This is a genomic window from Kitasatospora sp. SolWspMP-SS2h (assembly GCF_003259315.1).
Classification (GTDB): Bacteria; Actinomycetota; Actinomycetes; order Streptomycetales; family Streptomycetaceae; genus Kitasatospora; species Kitasatospora fiedleri.
Window position 1 is genome coordinate 1 of sequence record NZ_QLLT01000023.1, and the last position, 18,464, is coordinate 18,464.

18 protein-coding genes and 1 pseudogene are annotated in these 18,464 nt (G+C 76.1%); 15 read left to right on the forward strand and 4 right to left on the reverse strand.

The window, feature by feature from the left end:
* The 10 genes and pseudogenes from K353_RS25670 to K353_RS25715 all read left to right on the forward strand — a co-directional run.
* Positions 1–762: pseudogene (locus K353_RS25670) on the forward strand (hypothetical protein); the annotation flags it as partial.
* On the forward strand, positions 755–2,086 hold the full coding sequence (locus tag K353_RS25675; protein WP_111555911.1) for a cation:proton antiporter: 1,332 nt from the start codon (positions 755–757) through the stop codon (positions 2,084–2,086). The pseudogene K353_RS25670 and the gene K353_RS25675, both read left to right, overlap by 8 nt.
* On the forward strand, positions 2,083–2,478 hold the full coding sequence (locus tag K353_RS25680; RefSeq protein WP_111555912.1) for a hypothetical protein: 396 nt from the start codon (positions 2,083–2,085) through the stop codon (positions 2,476–2,478). Before K353_RS25675 ends, K353_RS25680 begins: the two co-directional genes overlap by 4 nt.
* 25 nt (positions 2,479–2,503) lie before the next feature.
* Positions 2,504–3,361, forward strand: a complete 858-nt coding sequence (locus tag K353_RS25685) for a TauD/TfdA family dioxygenase (protein WP_111555913.1) — start codon at positions 2,504–2,506, stop codon at positions 3,359–3,361.
* A gap of 52 nt (positions 3,362–3,413) precedes the next feature.
* Positions 3,414–4,463 (forward strand): DUF1611 domain-containing protein, encoded by a 1,050-nt coding sequence (locus K353_RS34525; RefSeq protein WP_158585489.1) that lies wholly within the window; start codon positions 3,414–3,416, stop codon positions 4,461–4,463.
* The gene (locus K353_RS25695) at positions 4,460–5,746 is read left to right on the forward strand and encodes an acetyl-CoA carboxylase biotin carboxylase subunit family protein (protein ID WP_111555914.1); all 1,287 of its coding nucleotides are present in this window, start codon (positions 4,460–4,462) and stop codon (positions 5,744–5,746) included. The genes K353_RS34525 and K353_RS25695 overlap by 4 nt, the downstream gene beginning before the upstream one ends.
* 42 nt (positions 5,747–5,788) lie before the next feature.
* Positions 5,789–6,313, forward strand: a complete 525-nt coding sequence (locus K353_RS25700) for a thiamine pyrophosphate-binding protein (RefSeq protein ID WP_111555915.1) — start codon at positions 5,789–5,791, stop codon at positions 6,311–6,313.
* On the forward strand, positions 6,313–6,912 hold the full coding sequence (locus K353_RS25705) for a thiamine pyrophosphate-dependent enzyme (RefSeq protein ID WP_111555916.1): 600 nt from the start codon (positions 6,313–6,315) through the stop codon (positions 6,910–6,912). Before K353_RS25700 ends, K353_RS25705 begins: the two co-directional genes overlap by 1 nt.
* Before the next feature lie 51 nt (positions 6,913–6,963).
* Positions 6,964–7,857: an isocitrate lyase/phosphoenolpyruvate mutase family protein gene (locus K353_RS25710; RefSeq protein ID WP_111555917.1), complete on the forward strand. Its 894-nt coding sequence runs from the start codon at positions 6,964–6,966 to the stop codon at positions 7,855–7,857.
* Positions 7,858–7,902: 45 nt separating this feature from the next.
* The gene (locus K353_RS25715) at positions 7,903–9,375 is read left to right on the forward strand and encodes an aldehyde dehydrogenase (protein WP_111555918.1); all 1,473 of its coding nucleotides are present in this window, start codon (positions 7,903–7,905) and stop codon (positions 9,373–9,375) included.
* Here the strand turns inward: K353_RS25715 and K353_RS25720 are convergent.
* Positions 9,369–10,763, reverse strand: a complete 1,395-nt coding sequence (locus tag K353_RS25720; protein ID WP_199528244.1) for a chloride channel protein — start codon at positions 10,761–10,763, stop codon at positions 9,369–9,371. The genes K353_RS25715 and K353_RS25720 overlap by 7 nt on opposite strands.
* A gap of 173 nt (positions 10,764–10,936) precedes the next feature.
* Between K353_RS25720 and K353_RS25725 the strand changes: the two genes are divergently transcribed.
* Together K353_RS25725 and K353_RS25730 are read left to right on the forward strand one after the other, a co-directional pair.
* Positions 10,937–11,161 (forward strand): hypothetical protein, encoded by a 225-nt coding sequence (locus K353_RS25725; RefSeq protein WP_111555919.1) that lies wholly within the window; start codon positions 10,937–10,939, stop codon positions 11,159–11,161.
* Between the two features lie 40 nt (positions 11,162–11,201).
* Entirely contained in the window at positions 11,202–11,735 is a 534-nt protein-coding gene (locus tag K353_RS25730; protein ID WP_111555920.1) for a methylated-DNA--[protein]-cysteine S-methyltransferase, read from the forward strand.
* A 61-nt stretch (positions 11,736–11,796) separates the two neighbouring features.
* Here K353_RS25730 and K353_RS25735 read toward each other — a convergent pair whose 3' ends face one another.
* Complete coding sequence (locus tag K353_RS25735; RefSeq protein WP_111555921.1) at positions 11,797–12,933, reverse strand: ATP-grasp domain-containing protein; 1,137 nt, start codon at positions 12,931–12,933, stop codon at positions 11,797–11,799.
* 348 nt (positions 12,934–13,281) lie between these two features.
* Between K353_RS25735 and K353_RS25740 the strand changes: the two genes are divergently transcribed.
* Together K353_RS25740 and K353_RS25745 are read left to right on the forward strand one after the other, a co-directional pair.
* Positions 13,282–14,685, forward strand: coding sequence for a family 2B encapsulin nanocompartment shell protein (locus K353_RS25740; RefSeq protein ID WP_111555922.1), 1,404 nt, complete (start codon positions 13,282–13,284; stop codon positions 14,683–14,685).
* A gap of 112 nt (positions 14,686–14,797) precedes the next feature.
* Positions 14,798–15,871, forward strand: a complete 1,074-nt coding sequence (locus tag K353_RS25745; RefSeq protein WP_199528245.1) for a family 2 encapsulin nanocompartment cargo protein polyprenyl transferase — start codon at positions 14,798–14,800, stop codon at positions 15,869–15,871.
* Positions 15,872–15,965: 94 nt separating this feature from the next.
* Here the strand turns inward: K353_RS25745 and K353_RS25750 are convergent, their stop codons facing one another.
* A complete protein-coding gene (locus K353_RS25750; protein WP_111555923.1) occupies positions 15,966–16,598 on the reverse strand; it encodes a TetR/AcrR family transcriptional regulator in 633 nt (210 codons plus the stop codon).
* A 123-nt stretch (positions 16,599–16,721) separates the two neighbouring features.
* Between K353_RS25750 and K353_RS25755 the strand changes: the two genes are divergently transcribed.
* Positions 16,722–17,423: an SDR family NAD(P)-dependent oxidoreductase gene (locus tag K353_RS25755; protein ID WP_111555924.1), complete on the forward strand. Its 702-nt coding sequence runs from the start codon at positions 16,722–16,724 to the stop codon at positions 17,421–17,423.
* A 12-nt stretch (positions 17,424–17,435) separates the two neighbouring features.
* On the opposite strand, the gene K353_RS25760 is transcribed toward K353_RS25755, so the two are convergent.
* Positions 17,436–18,437, reverse strand: coding sequence for an NAD-dependent epimerase/dehydratase family protein (locus K353_RS25760; RefSeq protein WP_111555925.1), 1,002 nt, complete (start codon positions 18,435–18,437; stop codon positions 17,436–17,438).
* Positions 18,438–18,464 lie beyond the last annotated feature (27 nt).

Genomic DNA, 18,464 nt, shown 5'->3' on the forward strand with positions numbered 1-18,464 from the left:
GTCAAGGACGTCGTGGCGGTGCCGATCTCCGCGCTGGCCGGCGACAACGTGGTCGAGCCCTCCGCCGCGATGGACTGGTACGGCGGCCCCACCCTGCTGGAACACCTGGAGACCGTGCCCGTGGGCACCGACCCGGACGCCGAACCCGCCCGCTTCCCCGTCCAGTACGTCATCCGCCCGCAGAGCGAAGAACACCACGACTACCGCGGCTACGCCGGCCAACTCGCCTCCGGCGTCCTGCGCGTCGGCGACACCGTCACCGTCCAGCCCTCCGGCCACACCACCACCGTCGCGGCGATCGACGCGCTCGGCACCCCCACCGAGATCGCCTGGGCCCCGCAGTCGGTGACCCTCCGCCTCGCCGACGACCTCGACATCTCCCGCGGCGACCTCATCGCGGCCGGCCCGCCGCCCGCCCCCACCAAGGACGTCCAGGCCACCGTCTGCCACCTCAACGAGCGCCCCCTGCACGTCGGCGCGAAGGTGCTGCTCAAGCACACCACCCGCACCGTCCGCGCCCTCGTCAAGGACATCGGCTACCGCATCGACATCGACACCCTCCACCAACGCCCCGCCACCGACGGACTGCACGTCAACGACATCGGCCACGTACTCCTGCGCACCGCCGAACCCCTGGCCCTCGACGACTACACCGACAACCGCCGCACCGGCTCGTTCATCCTGATCGACCCGGCCGACGGCACCACCCTCACCGCCGGCATGGCCGGTTCGACCGCGGAGGAATGGACCCGCCATGCCTGACGTCGATCTGTTCCGGCTGCTGGCCGGACTGGTGCTGCTGCTGATGTCGGCGCACCTGCTGGGCAGGGTGTTCGCCCGCTTCCGCCAACCCCCGGTGATCGGTGAGATCGTCGGGGGTCTGTTGTTCGGGCCCTCGCTGCTCGGCCTGCTGGCCCCGCACGCCCAGGGCTGGCTGTTCCCGCGGACCGGTCCGGCGGCGTCCGGGCTGGCGCTGGTCTACCAGCTCGGCACGCTGCTGCTGATGTTCCTGGCCGGGGCGCAGATGCGGGCGGTGTTCTCCCGGCGCGACGGCCGGACGGTGGGCCTGGTGGCCGTGGTCGGGATGGTGGTGCCGTTCGCCTTCGGGCTGGGGCTCGCGCCGTTCCTCGACCTGGGGCGGGTGGTCGGCCCGGCGGGGGACCGGGCGGCGCTGACCCTGGTGCTGGCCTGCGCGGTGGCGATCACCAGCATTCCGGTGATCTCCCGGATCATGCTCGACCTGGGCATCCTGGGCACCGACTTCGCCCGGGTGGTGCTCTCGGTGGCGGTCCTGGAGGACATCGCGCTCAACGTGGTGATCTCGGTGGCGCTCGGCATGGTCAACGACGGGCGGCACGACAGCTTCGGGGCGGCGGCGCTGCTCGGGGTCGGCGACGGCCCGGCCGCGCTGGTCTACCACGCGCTGGCGCCGCTGGTGCTGTTCGCGCTGATGGCGGCGGTCGGGGTGGCGGTGCGCCGCCGGACGGCCGTCGCGGGCCGCCGGGCGGGCGGGGTGGCCGTCCAGCTGTCGGCGGTGCTGGCGGCGTCCGCGGGCTGCCTGTTCGCCGGGATCACCCCGATGTACGGTGCCTTCCTGGTCGGCCTGGTGGCCGGCTGGGGCGGGGCGGTGCGGGGCGCGGCGGACGCGGGGGACGAGCCCGCGCGGGCGGTGCACACCTTCGCCGCGAACTTCTTCATCCCGGTGTACTTCGCCGTGGTGGGCCTGAAGCTCGACCTGGTGCACTCCTTCGACCCGCTGCTCACCGTGCTGTTCATCGCCTTCGCCTGCGTGGTGAAGGCGGGCAGCGTGTACGCGGGGGCCCGCTGGTCGGGCTGTCCGCCGGTGCGCTCGGCCAACCTGGCGGTGGCGATGAACGCCCGGGGCGGTCCGGGCATCGTCCTGGCCACCCTGGCGTACGACGCGGGCATCATCGACGCGACGCTGTTCACCACCCTGGTGCTGACCGCGGTCGTCACCTCGCTGATGGCCGGCGGCTGGCTCGAACGGGCGGTCTCCCGAGGGCAGTTGGCGACGGACCGGCCGGCGGCCGGGGAGCCGGTCGCGGTCCGGGCGGGTGCGGCATGAGGCCGGTCCCCGTCTGCACCTGCCTGCCGGGCGCGACCCTCTGGCTGGCGGACGCCCGGGAGCACGACGCCGGGGCGGAGCTCGCCGCGCTGCTGTGCACCGGGCACCACCGCCGGGCCGAGTTCCTCCCGGCGTTCCCGCCGCTGCCGGGGGAGGACCCGGCCGGGGTCGTCCGGCGCACCGGGATGGTCGCCGAGATCCTCGCCCGCAACGGGGTCCTGGCGGTGGTGGCCGGCCCCGGCCCCGAGCCGTCCGGGCTGGCCGAGGTGCGCGAGCGCCACCGGCTGTCCGGCACCGCCTTCCTCGCCCCGGCCGCCGGGCCCGGCCCCGCGTCGACGGCCGACGCCCTGCTCGCCCTGCTCGGCGCGCACCACCTGGTCCGCCGCACCTGATCCCCCGTCCCAGGAGCCAGCACCCGTGTTCGAAGAATTCGCCATCGACTGTTCCGGCCGCTCCGCCGAGGAGATCGAGGCCGCCACCCTCGCCTCGGTCGCCGCGCACCGGCTCGCCTACCTCCGCAACTTCCCGGTCGAGGTGGACCGCTACACCGCCCTGCTGTCCCGGCTCGGCGAGCTGTGCCCCAACTACGCGGCCGGCTCGACCAAGGCCGCGTACGCGCTGCACGAGGCGATCAACGTGGTCCGCTGCCGGGCGCCGCAGGCCGAGGGGGTCGAGCGGGTCCAGGAGAAGGCCGGCTCGCTGCCCATGCACTCGGGCCGCTCCTTCGCCCGGCGCCGCCCGCTGTACCTGGCCATGCTGATGGCCGACCCGGGCTGGCAGGGCTTCGAGCCCGGCCGCAACGGGGAGTCCCTGCTGGTGCGCTGGGGCGACGTGCTGGCCGCGCTGCGCGAGCGCCACCCCGAGCACTGGGCCGAGGACCTGCGGCAGCTCACCGGCCTCGCGATGAGCTTCCCCGCCTCGCACCTCGACGAGGCGCCCTCCGAGCTGCCCTTCCTCTACCTGCCCGGCACCCCCCGGTACACCCCGGTGGCGGACGACTGCGCGGCCCGGCTGCCGCAGGACCTCGGGCGGCTGCGCAAGGCCGCCGGGGGGATCGAGGGCGGCGAGCGCTGGTTCGAGGCGGTCGAGCGCTTCCACGCCGCCGCCAACGACCCGGCCCTCCAGCAGGTGTACCTGATGCGCGCGGGCGACGTCGTGATCATCGACAACGACCGCCACGGGCACGGCCGGCAGTACGTGGTGGCGGCGCGGACCGCCGCCGACGGCCGGACCGAGGTCAATCCGCGCACCATCTGGAGCGTCAACATCCAGTGACCCGAACCAGGTTCGGTCCACTTCCCGCCAACTCCCCATTCTGGAAAGAGACATGAGCACGGTAATCACGAGCTGCACCCGTGGTGCGCAGGAGCTGCCGGAGCGGCCGACGGCCGTCGAGGGCACCGGCCGCGCCGGGGACCTGGTGATCGCCCGGGTGGTCCGGGTCGGCGCCTACCCGCGGGTCGAGAACGTCCACGGCCGGGACGTCCGGATCCGGGTCGGCGACGAGGTCGTCGGCGTGCTGGGCGACCGCCACTCCACCACGTCGATCTACGGCGGCCTGCCCGAGGACGGCCTGGCCGTCGGGGCCGGCACCCCCGCCGACCTGCTGGCGGTGGGCGGGGTGGTCGGCATCGCGGCCTCCTCCCCGTCCTCGCTGGGCACGGCCACCGCCCTGGAGCTGACCGGCCTCGCCGCCGGCCCGGACGGGCGGGTGCTGAGCCTGCGCCGGCGGGCCGCGGCCGAGGCCCCGGCCACCCCGGTGGTGTTCGTCGGCGGCACCGCCGCCGAGGTCGGCAAGACCACCTTCGCCGCGGCGCTGGTGCACCACCTGGCCGCCCGGTACGGGGTGCGGGTGGGCGTCACCAAGCTGGCCGGCACCGGCCGGCTCCGCGACCTGCTGACCCTCGCCGACGCGGGCGCCCACTGCGCCGCCGACTTCGTGGACGCGGGCCTGGCCACCACCTACGGCCACACCGCGGACACCGTGGTCGGCGCGGCCCGGCACCTGGCGGCCCGGCTGACCGGGGAGGGCGCCGAGATCGTCGTCGCCGAACTCGGCGGCGACCTGTGGGGCGCCGGCATCCCGGACATCCTGCGCGACCCCGGCCTGGTCGCCGCGGCCCGGGCGCTGGTCCTGGTGCCCTCCGACACCATGGCCTCGCTCGGCGCGGACACCTGGCTGACCCGCAACGGCATCACCGTCCCGCCGGTGCACGGCGTCCCGCACCGCAACGTGATGGCCGCCCGGGAACGGGTCGGCCGGGGCATGGGCGTCGAGCTGGTCGACCCGCACGACGAGGGGGACCTGGACCGCCTGGTCACCGGCCTGCTGCTGCCCGCGCTGCCCGCCCGCGCCGTCCCGGCCGGCACCCGGTGAGCGCCCCCGACCCGCACCTGGTGCTGCTGCTGGGCGCCGGCGGCATCTCCCCGGACGCCGCGCTGGCCTCCGCCCGGCGGGTGACCTCCGAGATCAGCGTGGTCTGGTACCAGGGCGGCCCGTCCGCCGCCGCGGCGCAGGCGCTGCGCACGGCCTGGAGTGCCGACTGCACCGGCGAGTGGCTGACCGTCGCCGACCACCTGACCGTCCCCGACCTGCTGGCGGAGCTGCACGCCCGCCGCCCGGTGCACGGCGTCGCCACCTTCGGCGAGCCGCTGATCGTGGCCCAGGCCGAGGCCCAGCGGCGGCTGGGCCTGCCCGGCAACCCGCCGGAGGCGGTCCGCACCGCGCAGTCCAAGCTGGCGCAGCGCCGCCGGCTGCGGGAGGCCGGCGTCGAGAGGATCCGCTTCCGGGAGGTCACCGGCGAGGCCGACCTCGCGGAGGCCGCCGCCGAGGTGGGCTTCCCCGCGGTGCTCAAGCCGGTGCACGGCGCGGCCAGCTTCCTGGTCGCCAAGGTCCACGACGAGGCTGAGCTGCGGGAGCGGCTGCGCGCCGCCCTGGACGCCTACCGCACCTCCCCGCTGTTCGACCCGGAGCCGCGGTTCGTCCTGGAGCAGCTGCTGGTCGGCGACGACTGGTACGGGCGGCCCGGGTTCGGCGACTACGTCAGCGTCGAGTCGCTGGTCGAGGACGGCCGGGTCCGGCACGTCGCGATCACCGACAAGCTCCCGCTCGACGCGTTCGTCGAGACCGGCCACCTGATGCCCACCTCGCTGCCCGAGGAGCGCCGCCGCCAGGTGCTGGAGCACGCCGGGCGGGTTATCGCGGCGATGGGCATCCGCTGGGGCGCCACCCACCTGGAGCTCAAGCTCACCCCGGACGGGCCCGCCTGCATCGAGCTGAACGCCCGGCTCGGCGGCCCGATCGGCCACCTGCTGCGGGCCTGCGCCGACACCGACATCGCGGCCGACGTCGTCCGGCTGGCGCTCGGCCGCCCGGCCGAGGGCGACTACCGGGCCGTCCGCCACGCGCTGTACCGCTCGGTGCCGCCGCCCGCCGAGGCGGTCACCCTGGTCCGGCAGACCCCGCGCGAGGAGCTGCTGGCGGCCTTCCCGGAGCTGGTGTTCTGCAAGACCCGCTTCGCCCCCGGCGCCGAACTGCACCCGGACCGCCCGTACGGCGTCCTGACGTTCCTGCTGGCCGGCGAGGACCCGGCGCACTGCGCCGCGCTCGCCGAACGGGTGCTGGCCGCCCACCGGGCCGAGTACGCCCCGCTCGGCTGAGCCGGCCGCCCCCACCCCCGAACCGACCGACGGAAGGTCAACATGCACACGTCCAGCGCGGGCGGCACCACCGCCCGCGACCTGCTGCACAGCCTGGTCGACCACGGCTACACCCTGGCCACCGGCGTCCCCTGCAGCCTGCTGAACGGCGCGTTCCGGCTGCTGGAGGAGCCCGGCGACGACCCGCGGCTGGCCGCCCTGCGCTACCTGCCCGCCCCCCGCGAGGACAGCGCCGTCGGCGTCGCCTCGGGCGCGGTGGTCGCCGGCGAGCAGGCCGTGGTCCTGATGCAGAACTCCGGGCTCGGCTACTGCCTGAACGTGCTCACCTCGTTCAACCTGATCTACGACGTGCCGGTGCTGCTGGTGGTCAGCTGGCGCGGCCACGACGGCAACGACGCGGTCGAGCACGACGTGATCGGCGCCGAACTCCTCGCGCTGCTCGACCTGTTCAAGTTCCCCCACACCCTCCTCGACCCGGCCGACCCGGCCGGCTCGGTGGCCCGGGTGATCGACCAGATGAAGCGGGAGCAGCGCTGCGGCGTGCTCGTCGTCCGGGAAGGGATCTGATGACCGACCACCTGCCCGCCCCCGGGCCCGCGCTGAGCCTCACCGAGGTGATCGGCGAACTGCTCGACCGCCACCCGGACGCCGTCGTGGTCTCCACCTGCGGGTTCACCAGCCGGGAGCTGTTCAACGCGGCCGACCGGCCGGAGAACTTCTACCTGGTCGGCTCGATGGGCATGGCCGCCCCGGTCGCCCTCGGCATCGCGCTGGCCCGCCCCGGCCGCACCGTCATCGCCCTGGACGGCGACGGCTCGCTGCTGATGAACCTCGGCGTGCTCCCGCTGGTCGCCGCGTCCGGCACCGAGCTGCTGCACGTGGTGGTCGACAACGGCATGCACGAGAGCACCGGCGGCCAACTCACCGTCCGACGCACCGACTTCGGCGCGCTGGCGCTGGCGGCCGGCTACCGGGCCGCCGTCCGGGTCGCCACCGCCGCCGAACTGCGCGCGGCCCGGCTCCCGGCCGGCCCGGTCCTGCTGCACGCCCTGACCGGCCCCCGCGCCGGCGGCCCCGGGCGCCGGGTGACGCACACCCCGCAGGAGATCGTCGCGCGGGTCCACCGCGCCCTCAACCGTCCGGACGCGCTGCAGCCCGCGTCCTGACCCCGCCCCACCGTTCCCCCACTTCGTCCCGCCCCCTGAAGGAGCCCCCCCATGTCCAAGAGCCGTACCCTGCGCGACGGCCTGAACGGTTCCGAGGTCATCCGCCTGGTGGGTGCGCACAGCGCACTGAGCGCCAAGCTCGGCCAGGACGCCGGCTTCGAGGCGATCTGGGCCAGCGGCCTGGAGATCTCCGCCAGCCGCGCCCTGCCGGACGCCAACGTGCTGTCCATGGCCGAGTGCCTGGAGGCCGCCGCCCAGATCGCCGACGCGGTGGACGTCCCGGTGCTGGCCGACTGCGACTCCGGCTTCGGCGGCGTCGGCAACGTCGCCCACATGGTCCGCTCGTACCAGGCCCGCGGCCTGGCCGGCGTCTGCATCGAGGACAAGCAGTTCCCCAAGCTGAACAGCTTCGTCGAGGGCCACCAGGACCTCGCCCCGATCGGCGACTTCGCCGCGAAGATCACCGCCGCCAAGGAGGCCCGCACCGGCGAGGACTTCGTGGTGGTCGCCCGGATCGAGGCGTTCATCGCGGGCGCCGGCCTGGACGAGGCGCTGCGCCGCGCCACGGTGTACGAGGCGGCCGGCGCGGACGCGCTGCTGATCCACTCCAAGCTCTCCACCCCCGAGGAGGTCTTCGCCTTCCGCGCGGCCTACACCGGCGCGCTCCCGGTCATCGTCGTCCCGACCACCTACCCGCAGGTCACCGCGGCCGAGCTGACCGAGCGCCGGTTCGGCGGCGTGATCTACGCCAACCAGGGGCTGCGCGCGGCGATCAGCGCCATGCGCGACGTGCTCGGCCAGATCGGCGCGGCCGGCTCGACCCACGCCGTGGAGGGGTCCATCGCCACCCTCAAGGACGTCTTCGCCCTCCAGAACGTGGACGCGCTGCTCGCCCGCCAGGAGCGGCACGACGCGCTGACCGCCCAGTACGCCGCCCTCGGCTGACCGAGCCGCTCCGCCCCGCCCCGCCCCGCCCACGAAGGGATCACGATGGAGCCCCGCCTGACCGCCGGCCCCCGCCTCGCCGAAGCCCACAACCACGTCGCCGGCCGGTGGTGCGGCGCCGCCTCGGGCCGCAGCCGGGACAACCGCAACCCCGGCGACCTCGCCGAGACCGTCAGCCGCAGCGCCGACTCCGCCGCGGCCGACGCGCTCGCGGCGGTCGCCGCCGCCCGGGCGGCGCTCGCGGCCTGGCGCTCGCTCGGACCGGTCCGGCGGGGCGAGGTGGTGCTGCGGGCGGCCCGGCTGGTGGCCGGGCGGCGCGCCGAGTTCGCCGCGGCGATCACCCGCGAGCAGGGCAAGCTCCCGCACGAGGCGCTGGGCGAGGTGGACCGCACCGTCGCGCTGCTGGAGTTCACGGCCGGCGAGGGCCGCCGCCTGGGCGGTGCCACCCTGCCCGCGGACGACCCGCGGACCCTGGCGCTGACCAGGCGCGACCCGATCGGGGTGGTCGCCCTGATCACCCCGTGGAACTTCCCGCTGGCCATCCCGGCCTGGAAGGTCGCCCCCGCCCTGCTGTCCGGCTGCACCGCCGTCTTCAAGCCCTCCCCGCTGACGCCGCTCACCGCGACCCTGCTGGTGGACTGCTTCGTCGAGGCCGGGGCCGGGCACGGCGTGCTCAACCTCGTGCACGGCGGGCGCGAGGTCGGCGAGGCCCTGGTCGACCACCCCGACGTGGCCGGCGTCTCCTTCACCGGCTCGGTCGAGGTCGGCCGGGCCATCCACGTCGCCGGCGCCCCGCGCTTCCTGCGCACCCAGCTGGAGATGGGCGGCAAGAACGCCGCCCTGGTGCTCGCCGACGCCGACCTCGACCGGGCCGCCGACGCGATCGTGGCCGGCGCCTTCGGCCAGGCCGGGCAGCGCTGCTCCGCGACCAGCCGGGTGGTCGTCGACCGCGCCGTCCACGACGCGCTGGTCCGCCGCCTCGCCGCCCGCGCCGAGGCCCTGCGGGTGGGCCCCGGCACGGACCCGGACGCCCGGCTCGGGCCGGTGGTCAGCGCCGAACGCCTGCACGCCTGCCTGGAGGGCGTCCGGCGGGCCACCGCGGACGGCGCCACCGTGGTCACCGGCGGCGGCCGGCTCACCGAGGGCCTGCCGGACGGCTACTTCATGGCCCCGACCGTGCTGGACGGGGTCCACCCGGACAGCCACGTCGCCCAGGAGGAGATCTTCGGCCCGGTCCTCTCGGTGATCACCTGCGACGGCCCCGAGGACGGCCTGCGGATCGTCAACGCGGTCCGCTACGGCATGGCCGCCGCCGTCTTCACCCGCGACACCTCCCTGGCCCTCGACGCCCTCGACCGGATCGACGTCGGCATGCTGCACGTCAACCGCCCGGGCGTCGGCGCCTACCCGCACATGCCGCACATCGGCGCCAAGGAGTCCCAGTACGGCCCGGCCGAGTGCTCGCCGCAGGTCTGGGACTTCTACACCGAACTGCGCAGCGCCTGCATCTCCTACTGAACCGGCCCGGCGGGCGCCGGGCGGCCCGGCTCCGGCCCGGCCCCCGCGCCCGGCTCCGGCCCCGCGTCCGTGCCCGGTCCCGGGGCGGCCACCCGGTGGACGAACGTCGCGGTCAGGAACGCCACCACCGCCGCGACGATCAGCAGCGGCATCGAGTCCGTCGCCTGGTCGCCCAGCAGGGCCGCCGCCAGCACCGTGCTGGTCACCGGCAGCCGGGTCACCGCCGCGCTGCCCGCCGCCAGCCCGGCCGCCAGCCCCGCCCCGGTGCCCAGGCCCGGCAGGCCGCCCGCCGCCACCCCGAGCGCCGCGCCCAGCAGCACCGCCGGGAAGATCGGGCCGCCGCGCAGCGACCCCAGCGCCACCCCCCAGCCCAGCCCCTTGAACAGCACCAGCGCCAGCAGCGCCCCCACCGGCCAGCCGTGCGGGTCCGCGGCCAACTGCCCCAGCGTCGCCTGCCCGGACAGCGCCGCCTCCTCCGGCGACCGCCCCGTCACCAGCGCGTACCCGGCGACGCACCCGCCCACCAGCACCGCGCACAGCACCGTGCGCACCGCCGTCCGGTGCGCCGTGAACGCGGCGCAGCGGTGCCCCAGGGTCTGCCCCGCGACCAGCACCACCGCGATCACCACCGCTAGCGGCACCCCCCACAGGAAGTCCCCCGCGTCCGGCAGCCCCGCCCTCGGCACCGACGGCAGGCTCAGCGCGCCGATCGACAGCCCCGTCCAGTGCCCGAACCCGGTGAACACCAGCGCCCCCACCCCCGACGCCAGCAGGCACGGCAACAGCAGCATCGTCAGCTGCGCCCCGCCCAGGCCCGCCGCCTCGATCATCATCACCGCCGCGACCAGCGGACTCCCGAAGATCGTCGCGATCGCCGCCGTCGACCCGGCCGCCCCCAGCATCGGCCCGAGCAGCGGACTGGCCGCCCGCTTCGCCGCGCTCACCGTCAGCAGCGCCAGCCCGCTGCCCAGCGCCATCAGCGGCGCCTCCGGGCCGAGCACCGCGCCCAGCGGCAGCGCTGCCAGCGCCGCCAGCACCACCGACGGCACCTCCACCGGCAGCGTCGGCGGCCCGCCCAGCCCCAGCACCGGCGTGTGCCCGCCGCGCCCCGGCATCCGGGTCACGATCGGCGCCAGCAGCAGACCGGCCAGCGCCAGCGCGGGCAGCGGCCACCACCAGGGAGCGCGCGCGTGGCCCAGCTGCCGCGGCAGCGACTCCCACACCCAGTGCTGCAACTCGTGCTCCAGGCCGACGAACCCGAACGCCGCCAGCGAGACCGGCACCCCGACCAGCGCCGACACCAGCAGCAGCCGCCCGTACCCGGGGCTGCGGAGCAGCTCCCGCAGGCCGGGCGGCGGGGCGGCGGAACCGGCGGCCCGTGCTGGCATCTGCACTCCCTGCTCTCGTCCGACTGCTCCCGTCCGGCTGCTCCCGTCCGGCGGGCACGCGTCCTCCGACCGTCCGCCGCCGACCGGCCCCCCGGCCATCGGAGCGGTCCGAACGGGCGAGCACCGCCCCCGCGGCCGTACGGTGGACGGAAGGAACGACCGAGGAGGACGCGATGCCCGGCTCCATGACCATCGGCCACACCGACACCCTCGTGATGCTCGGCCACGACGACGCCGCACGGCTCTCGTCCCTGCTCGCCGGCCTCTCCGCGCTGGCCGCGAGCGGACACCTCTCCACCGAACAGCTCGCCGTCCTCGGCGGCGGCGAGGCCCCCGACCGCGCCGCCCTGGCCACCTGGTCCCGCACCCTCGCGGACCACCTCCGCGACCACCTCTGAGCCCGGCCCGCCGGGCCCCGGCGCGCCCTACAGTGGCGGGATGGAACTCTCCTGGGTGACCGTCCCGACCCCGCTGCCGAGCGGGCCGATGCGGTTCGCGGTGACCGACCGGGGAGTGGCCGCCGCCAGCTACGTCTGCGACGGTCCGGTGCCGGAGTGCGCCGACGGGCGGAAGGCCGCGACGGTACGGGCCCGGGTCGGCGAGTACTTCGCCGGCGCGCGGCGCGACCTGGAGCTGCCGATCGACTGGCGGCTGGCCTCCGGCCCGCACCTGACCGTGCTGCGCCGCCTGTGGACCGACGTCGGCTGGGGGCGGACCGTCACCTACGGCGAACTCGCCGCCCGCAGCGGGGTGTTCACCGAGCCGACCGAGCCGGGCATCCCGGCCCGGACGGTCGGGCAGATGATGGGGGCCAACCCGCTGCCGCTGCTGGTGCCCTGCCACCGGGTGGTGGCCGCCGACGGACTGGGCGGCTTCGGCGGGGCGTGGCACGGCGTGGAGACCAAGCGCTGGCTGCTCACCCTGGAGGGCGTACTCCCGCCGACCCTGGACTGGTCCGGGCCGGAGCTCTAGGCCCGGTCTTGCCGGGCGCCCGACGCCGCGCGCCGATCCGACAAGACCGACCGGACCGGGCCTAACCCGCCGCGGGCAGCAGCCGCGCGCCGAGACCGCCGACGCCGCCCCCGATAGCGCCGACGCCGCCGCCGACGCCGCCGATCCGCTCCAGCGCGGGCGCCGCCGCCTGCCGGGGCAGCACCGCCTGGATGGTGGAGACCAGGGTGTAGTCGCCGAGCGTCAGCTCCTCCGCCGCGGGCAGCGACGGCCGGTGGCCCAGCGCGAGTTCGACGGCCGCGGCGGGCAGGTTGAGCCCGCACAGGCGCAGCTGGTGCAGGCCGCCGGACGGGCGGGTGTTGACGTCCAGGACCACCGCGCGGCCGGTGCCCCGCTCGTGCCGGAACTGCACGTTCGACAGGTGGCCGACGCCGAACTCCTCGACCAGGCGGCGGGCCGGGCCCAGGTAGGCCGGGTCGACGGTGAAGCCGCGGCGGCGGCCCTGCTTGGTGCGGCCGACCGCGGCCAGCACCCGGCCGCCCTGCTCGGCCAGGCAGTCGACGGACACCTCGGGGCCGTCCAGGTATGGCATCACCAGTAGCTCGGCCGGGGCCGCGGACCGCTCCAACGCGCCGAGCACCTGGTCGAGTTGGACCCGGGTGTCGACGTACCCGGAGAGCCGCCCGAGGTGGAACGGCTCGCGGGTCAGGACCCGGAAGCCCTCGCCGCCCGCGCCGCTGGCCGGCTTCAGGCAGGCCGTCATCCCGGCCGCCTCGATCTCCTCGACGGCGGCGAGCAGGTCGGCGGCGGTGTCGGCCTGCCGCCACAGCGGGGTGGGCAGCCCGGCCGCGTCCAGCGCCCGGTAGCCGTCGGCCTTGCTGGTGAACAGCGAGATCGCCGGGGCGGGCGGGCAGACCAGCGCGGTGCCCAGCGCCTCGAAGTCGCGGCGGCGCAGCGATATCGCCAACTGGTGCAGCCGCGGCAGGAATACGTCCACGTCGTGCCGGGCGCAGAATTCCAGCGCGAATTCCACGTACCCCTCGGCGCTCAGCCCGTCGGGTTCCAGAACGCCGAGATCGGCGGCGGCGAGCACCGGGGAATCGGGGTCGACGTGGGAGGCCAGGACGTGCACCGGTCGCGGCGCGGCCCGCAGCAGGTCGATGAAGAAGACGTTCTCGGCGTAGGTACGGTTCAGCCAGACGCGGACGGGCGCGGTCACGAGGGGTCTCCCTGGAGAAGGGCGTGCCGATGGGAGGTCACCGACCGGTTCGCCTGCGCTGCGGCGGCGGTCACCACGCGGTGAGGGGGCCACCTTAGCGCTGTTCCGGGCGGATTCGAACAGGGGGCCGGTGAGCAGCGCGGACGCCCGGAAAGAGGGCCCGCGGGAGCGCCCGGAAGAACCCTCGGAGACGGGGCCGGATCGCCCGCCGGCCGGCCCGCCGCGCCGGTCGCGCCCGCCGCGCCCGCGCACCCGAATCACCCCCACGAGTGATTGCCGCCTCACCTGAACGGCCGTCAGCATGGTTGCCGCAACGTGCCGTCGACACGATCTAGGGGCTCCGCGGAAATGACGACCGAAACCACCACCGGAATTCCCCGGGCGGAGCAGCGGAGCAGCCTCTCGGTGGCGGCGGCCAAGAACCTCGCGTCGACCACCAAGTCGGCCCCGCAGATGCAGGAGATCAGCAACCGCTGGCTGCTGCGCGCCCTGCCCTGGGTCGAGGTCTCCGGCGGCACCTACCGCGTCAACCGGCGGCTGTCGTACGCGGTCGGCCGTGGCCGGGTGGGCTTCGTGCAGGCCGGCCGCCGGGTCTCGGTCGTCCCGCCCACCCTGCGCGAGGTCCCGGTGCTGCGCGGCTTCGCCGACGACGCGCTGCTCACCGAGCTGGCCGGCCGCTTCGTCCAGCGCGACTTCGCCGCGGGCGAGGTGCTGGTCGAGCAGGGCGGCGAGATCGACCGGGTCTACCTGATCGCGCACGGCAAGGTCGACAAGCTCGGCACCGGCAAGTACGGCGACCCCACCGTGCTGGGCACCTTCGCCGACGGCGACCACCTCGGCGACGAGGCGCTCACCGTCGCCGACCGCCGCTGGTCCTACAGCGTCCGGGCCACCACCGCCGGCACCGCGATGGTGCTCGCCTGGCCCGCCTTCCAGGAGCTCGCCGACCGCTCCCCGGCGCTGCGCGACCAGATCCTCGCCTTCCTCGCCGACGCGCAGCTCCCGCAGACCCACAAGGGCGAGGCCGCGATCGGCATGTCGGCCGGGCACGAGGGCGAGTTCGAGCTGCCCACCGCCTTCGTCGACTACGAACCCGCCCCGCGCGAGTACGAGTTGAGCGTCGCCCAGACGGTGCTGCGGGTGCACAGCCGGGTCGCCGACCTCTACAACCAGCCGATGGACCAGACCGAGCACCAGCTCCGGCTGACGGTCGAGGCGCTGCGCGAGCGGCAGGAGCACGAGCTGGTCAACAACCCGGAGTTCGGCCTGCTGGCCAACGCCGAGCACGGCCAGCGGATCCAGACCCACTCCGGCCCGCCCACCCCCGACGACCTGGACGAACTGCTCTGCCGCCGGCGCAGCACCAAGTTCTATCTCGCCCACCCCAAGGCGATCGCCGCCTTCGGCCGGGAGTGCAACAGCCGCGGCCTGTACCCCGAGACGATCCGGTTCGAGGGCCGGACGGTACCCGGCTGGCGCGGCGTCCCGATCCTCGCCTGCACCAAGATCCCGGTGGTCGACGGCACCACCTCGATCCTGGCGATGCGCGTCGGCGAGGACAACCAGGGCGTCGTCGGCCTGCGCCCCGGCACCCTCCCGGACCAGGTCGAGCCGGGCCTGAACGTCCGCTTCATGGGCATCGACGAGAAGGCGGTCGTCTCCTACCTGGTCAGCGCCTACTACTCGGCCGCGATCCTGGTCCCCGACGCGATCGGCGTCCTGGAGAACGTGAACGTCGACCACCGGCGCTGACCACCCGGGCGGGCCCACCGTCCTGGGCCCGCCCCTTCCACTGCCTGACCGCCCGTCAGCGCGCATTCCCGCCGTCCCGCAGCCGGGGCCGGCCGAGGGGGAGGACTTCACCATGGCCATCACCGTGCCCGAACGCGACCAGCACGGGGCCGCCGCCGACGCGGGCCGGGACGCCGCCGAGGCGCTGGCCCTGCTCGACCGGGCCCGCGGCACCGTCGGCCCCGCGCTGCGCGCCGCCGTCGACACCCTGCCCGAGTCCATGCGGCGGATCTCCGGCTACCACCTGGGCTGGCTGGAGGCCGACGGCAGCCCCGGCGCGGCCGGCACCGGCAAGGCGATCCGCCCGGCGCTGGTCCTCGCCGCGACCACCGCGGTCGGCGGCCGCCCGCAGGACGCGGTGCGCGCCGCCGCCGCCGTCGAGCTGGTGCACAACTTCACCCTGCTGCACGACGACGTCCTCGACCGCGACCACACCCGCCGCCACCGCCCCACCGCCTGGCGGGTGTTCGGCACCACCGGCGCCATCCTGGCCGGCGACGCCATGCACTCGCTGGCCCTGCGGGTGCTCGCCGAGGACCCGCACCCGGCCGCCGCCGCGTCGGTCCGCCGCCTCGCCGACTGCGTGGTCGAACTCTGCGCCGGCCAGCAGGCCGACTGCTCCTTCGAGCAGCGCGCCGACGTCACCCTCGCCGAGTGCCTCGGCATGGCCGAGGCCAAGACCGGCGCCCTGCTCGGCTGCGCCTGCGCGCTCGGCGCGCTGTACGCGGGCGCGGACGCCGGCACCGCCGACGCGATGGACGCCTTCGGCCGCGAGATCGGGCTGGCCTTCCAGCTGATCGACGACCTGATCGGCATCTGGGGCGACCCCGCGGTCACCGGCAAGCCGGTCGGCGCCGACCTCGCCGCCCGCAAGAAGTCCCTCCCGGTGGTGCACGCCCTCGCCTCCGGCACCCCGGCCGGCGCGGAACTCGCCGCGCTCTACGCCACCGGCCGCCCGCTCAGCCCCGCCGAACTCGCCGCCGCCGCCGACGCGGTCGACCGGGCCGGCGGCCGGGCCTGGGCCCAGGCGGAGAGCTGCGAGCGGATGGCCGCCGCCATCGCCCACCTCGCCACCGCCGTCCCCGACCCCTCCCGCGCCGACGACCTGCTCGCCCTCGCCGAACTCGTCACCCGCCGGGCGTACTGAGAGCGCCCGCCGGGCTTACTGAGCGCCCGCCGGGCGCACCGGGCGAGCGTCCCGGCGTACTGAGGGCGCCCGCCACCGTCCGGGCGCGGGGCGCTCACCCGCGCGGGGCGAGCAGCCGGTCGACCAGGGCGTCGACCAGTTCGGGGCGGGCGGGCGCCCCCGTCATCGCGGCGTACACCAGCGGGCCGGTCAGCGCGTCCAGCGCCGCGTCGAGGCCGAGCACCGGGGCGAGTTCCCCGGCGTCCGCCGCGGCGGCCAGCCAGGCGCGCTCCTGCTCGCGGCGCGGCCCGAGGTGGCGCCGGTGCAGGGACGCCGCGGTACCGGGGTCGTGCTGCGCCTGGGCGAGCAGGGTGAGCAGCACCTTGCCGGCCGGGTCCCGGTCGAGGAACCGGGCGAAGTCGTGCAGGTAGCCGCGGACGGCCGCGGCGGTGGGCCGGTCGGCGGGGACGGGGAGCGTCTTGGCGCTGTCCTCGATCAGAGTGTCGAGCAGGATCTCCACCTTGGAGGGCCACCAGCGGTAGATGGTCTGCTTGGCGACCCCGGCCCGCCGGGCGATCGCCTCCACGGTCAGCGCGGCGAAGCCCTGTTCGGCGAGCAGGTCGTCGGCGGCGTGCAGCACGGCCAGCCGGGCGGCCTCGTCGCGCCGGTTGCCGGAGCGCGCCCGGGGCTCCGGGGTCGACGGGGTCGACGGGGTCGGCGGCGTCGGCGGGGTGCTGGTGGCGGACATGCCCGCCACCCTATCGGCCGGAACCCGCCCGGCCCGGACGTCGCGTTGTGCCTAGACGCGACGTTGCGTCTAGACTCGGGTCCGACCGCGCGGGCCCCCCGCGCCGCTCCCCGAGGAGACCCGATGACCCACCCGGCCCCGCCGCCCCGCCGCGCCCTCGTGGTCGGCGCCTCCCGCGGCCTCGGACTGGTCCTGGCCGAGGAACTCGCCCGCCGCGGCTGGCAGGTGGTGGCCACCGCCCGCGCGGACCGCGGCGGGCTCCCGGCCGCCGTCCGGGCCGTCGGCGGCCGGCTCGCGGTGGAGACCCTGGAGGTCACCGACGCCGCCGCCCTCGCCGCCCTGCGCGGGCGTCTGGCCGGCCGCCCGCTCGACCTGCTCTTCGTCAACGCGGCGATCGACCGGGGGGACCGGCCGATCGACGAGGTCCCCACCGAGGTGTTCACCGAGGTGATGACCGTCAACGCGCTGGCCCCGCTGCGGGTCCTGGCCGCCCTGCGCGGGCTGGTCGTCCCGGGCGGCACGGTCGCCGTGATGTCCTCCGAGCAGGGCAGCGTCTCGCTCAACACCGAGGGCGGCTACGAGCTGTACAAGGCCAGCAAGGCGGCGCTGAACCAGCTGATGCGCAGCTACGCGACCCGGCACGCCGACGACGGCCACACCAAGCTGCTGATCGACCCCGGCCACAACCGCACCCGGCTGGGCGGCCCCGACGCGCCGCTCGACCCCCGGCGGAGCGTCCCCGCGGTGGTCGACGTCCTGGAGGCGCAGGCCGGGACGCCCGGGCTGCGCTTCCTGGACCGGCACGGCGCGCCGGTGCCGTGGTGAGGCGGGCGGCGCTCAGGGGCGTCCCAGCAGCTCCCGCTCCTTCGCCGGGTCGATCCCCAGCGGGGTGTCCAGCTGCCGGTAGGAGACCTCCGCGCGACCGCCGGACTCCAGCCAGGCCCAGGTGTCGGTGACGGTGTCGAGCAGCGGGCGCACCCGCAGGCCCGCGGCGAGGGCGGTGGCGGGGTCGGCCCGCCAGGTGCCGTGCCAGCCCTCGGCGGCGGGGGCCCAGAGCGGGAGCTCGGTCCACGGGGAGACCCCGGCGGCGAGCAGCTCGTCGTCCGGGGTCCAGACGAACTCGGCGTCGGAGCCGGTCGCGGTGCGGCACGCGGCGAGGAGTTCGCCGGTGGTGGCCGAGCCGACCGGCGCGGTGGTGAGGTAGCGGCCGGCCGCCCGCCGCTCGGCCAGGTCGAGGCCGAAGGCGGCGAAGTCGCGGGCGTCGATCAGGCTGATCGGGCGGTCGGGGGCGCCGGGGGCCAGGACGGGGCCGCCGCGGGCGATCCGGTCGAGCCACCAGGGCAGCCGGCCGATGGGCTCGTGCGGGCCGATCAGCAGGCCGCAGTTGAGGATCGCGGCCGGTCCGTCGAAGTTGTCCCGCAGGGCGCGCTCGCAGCCGGCCTTGAGCGCGTTGGCGAAGGGCCGGCCGGGCGGGAGGTCGCCGGGGCAGTCGAGGGTGGCGGAGTCGGCGTCGACGGGGCGGGCGGGCCAGTCGGCGAAGGCGTGCACCGAGGAGACGAAGCCGTAGTGCCCGGCCCGGCCGCTGAGCAGCCGGGCGGCGGTGGCCACGTCGTGCGGCTGCTGGCCGGAGGTGTCGACGACGGCGTCCCACCGGCGGCCGTCGACCAGGCGGTGCAGGTCGGCGAGGTCGGTGCGGTCGCCGTGGACGGCCTCGACGCCGGGCGGGTCGGCCCGGCTGACGCCGCGGTTGAAGGTGGTGACGCGGTGGCCGCGGGCGAGCGCCGCCGCGGCGTAGGCGCGGCCGAGGAACGCGGAGCCGCCGAGCAGAAGGATGTCCATGCCCGGGAAGGTCTCCGGGCCGGGCGC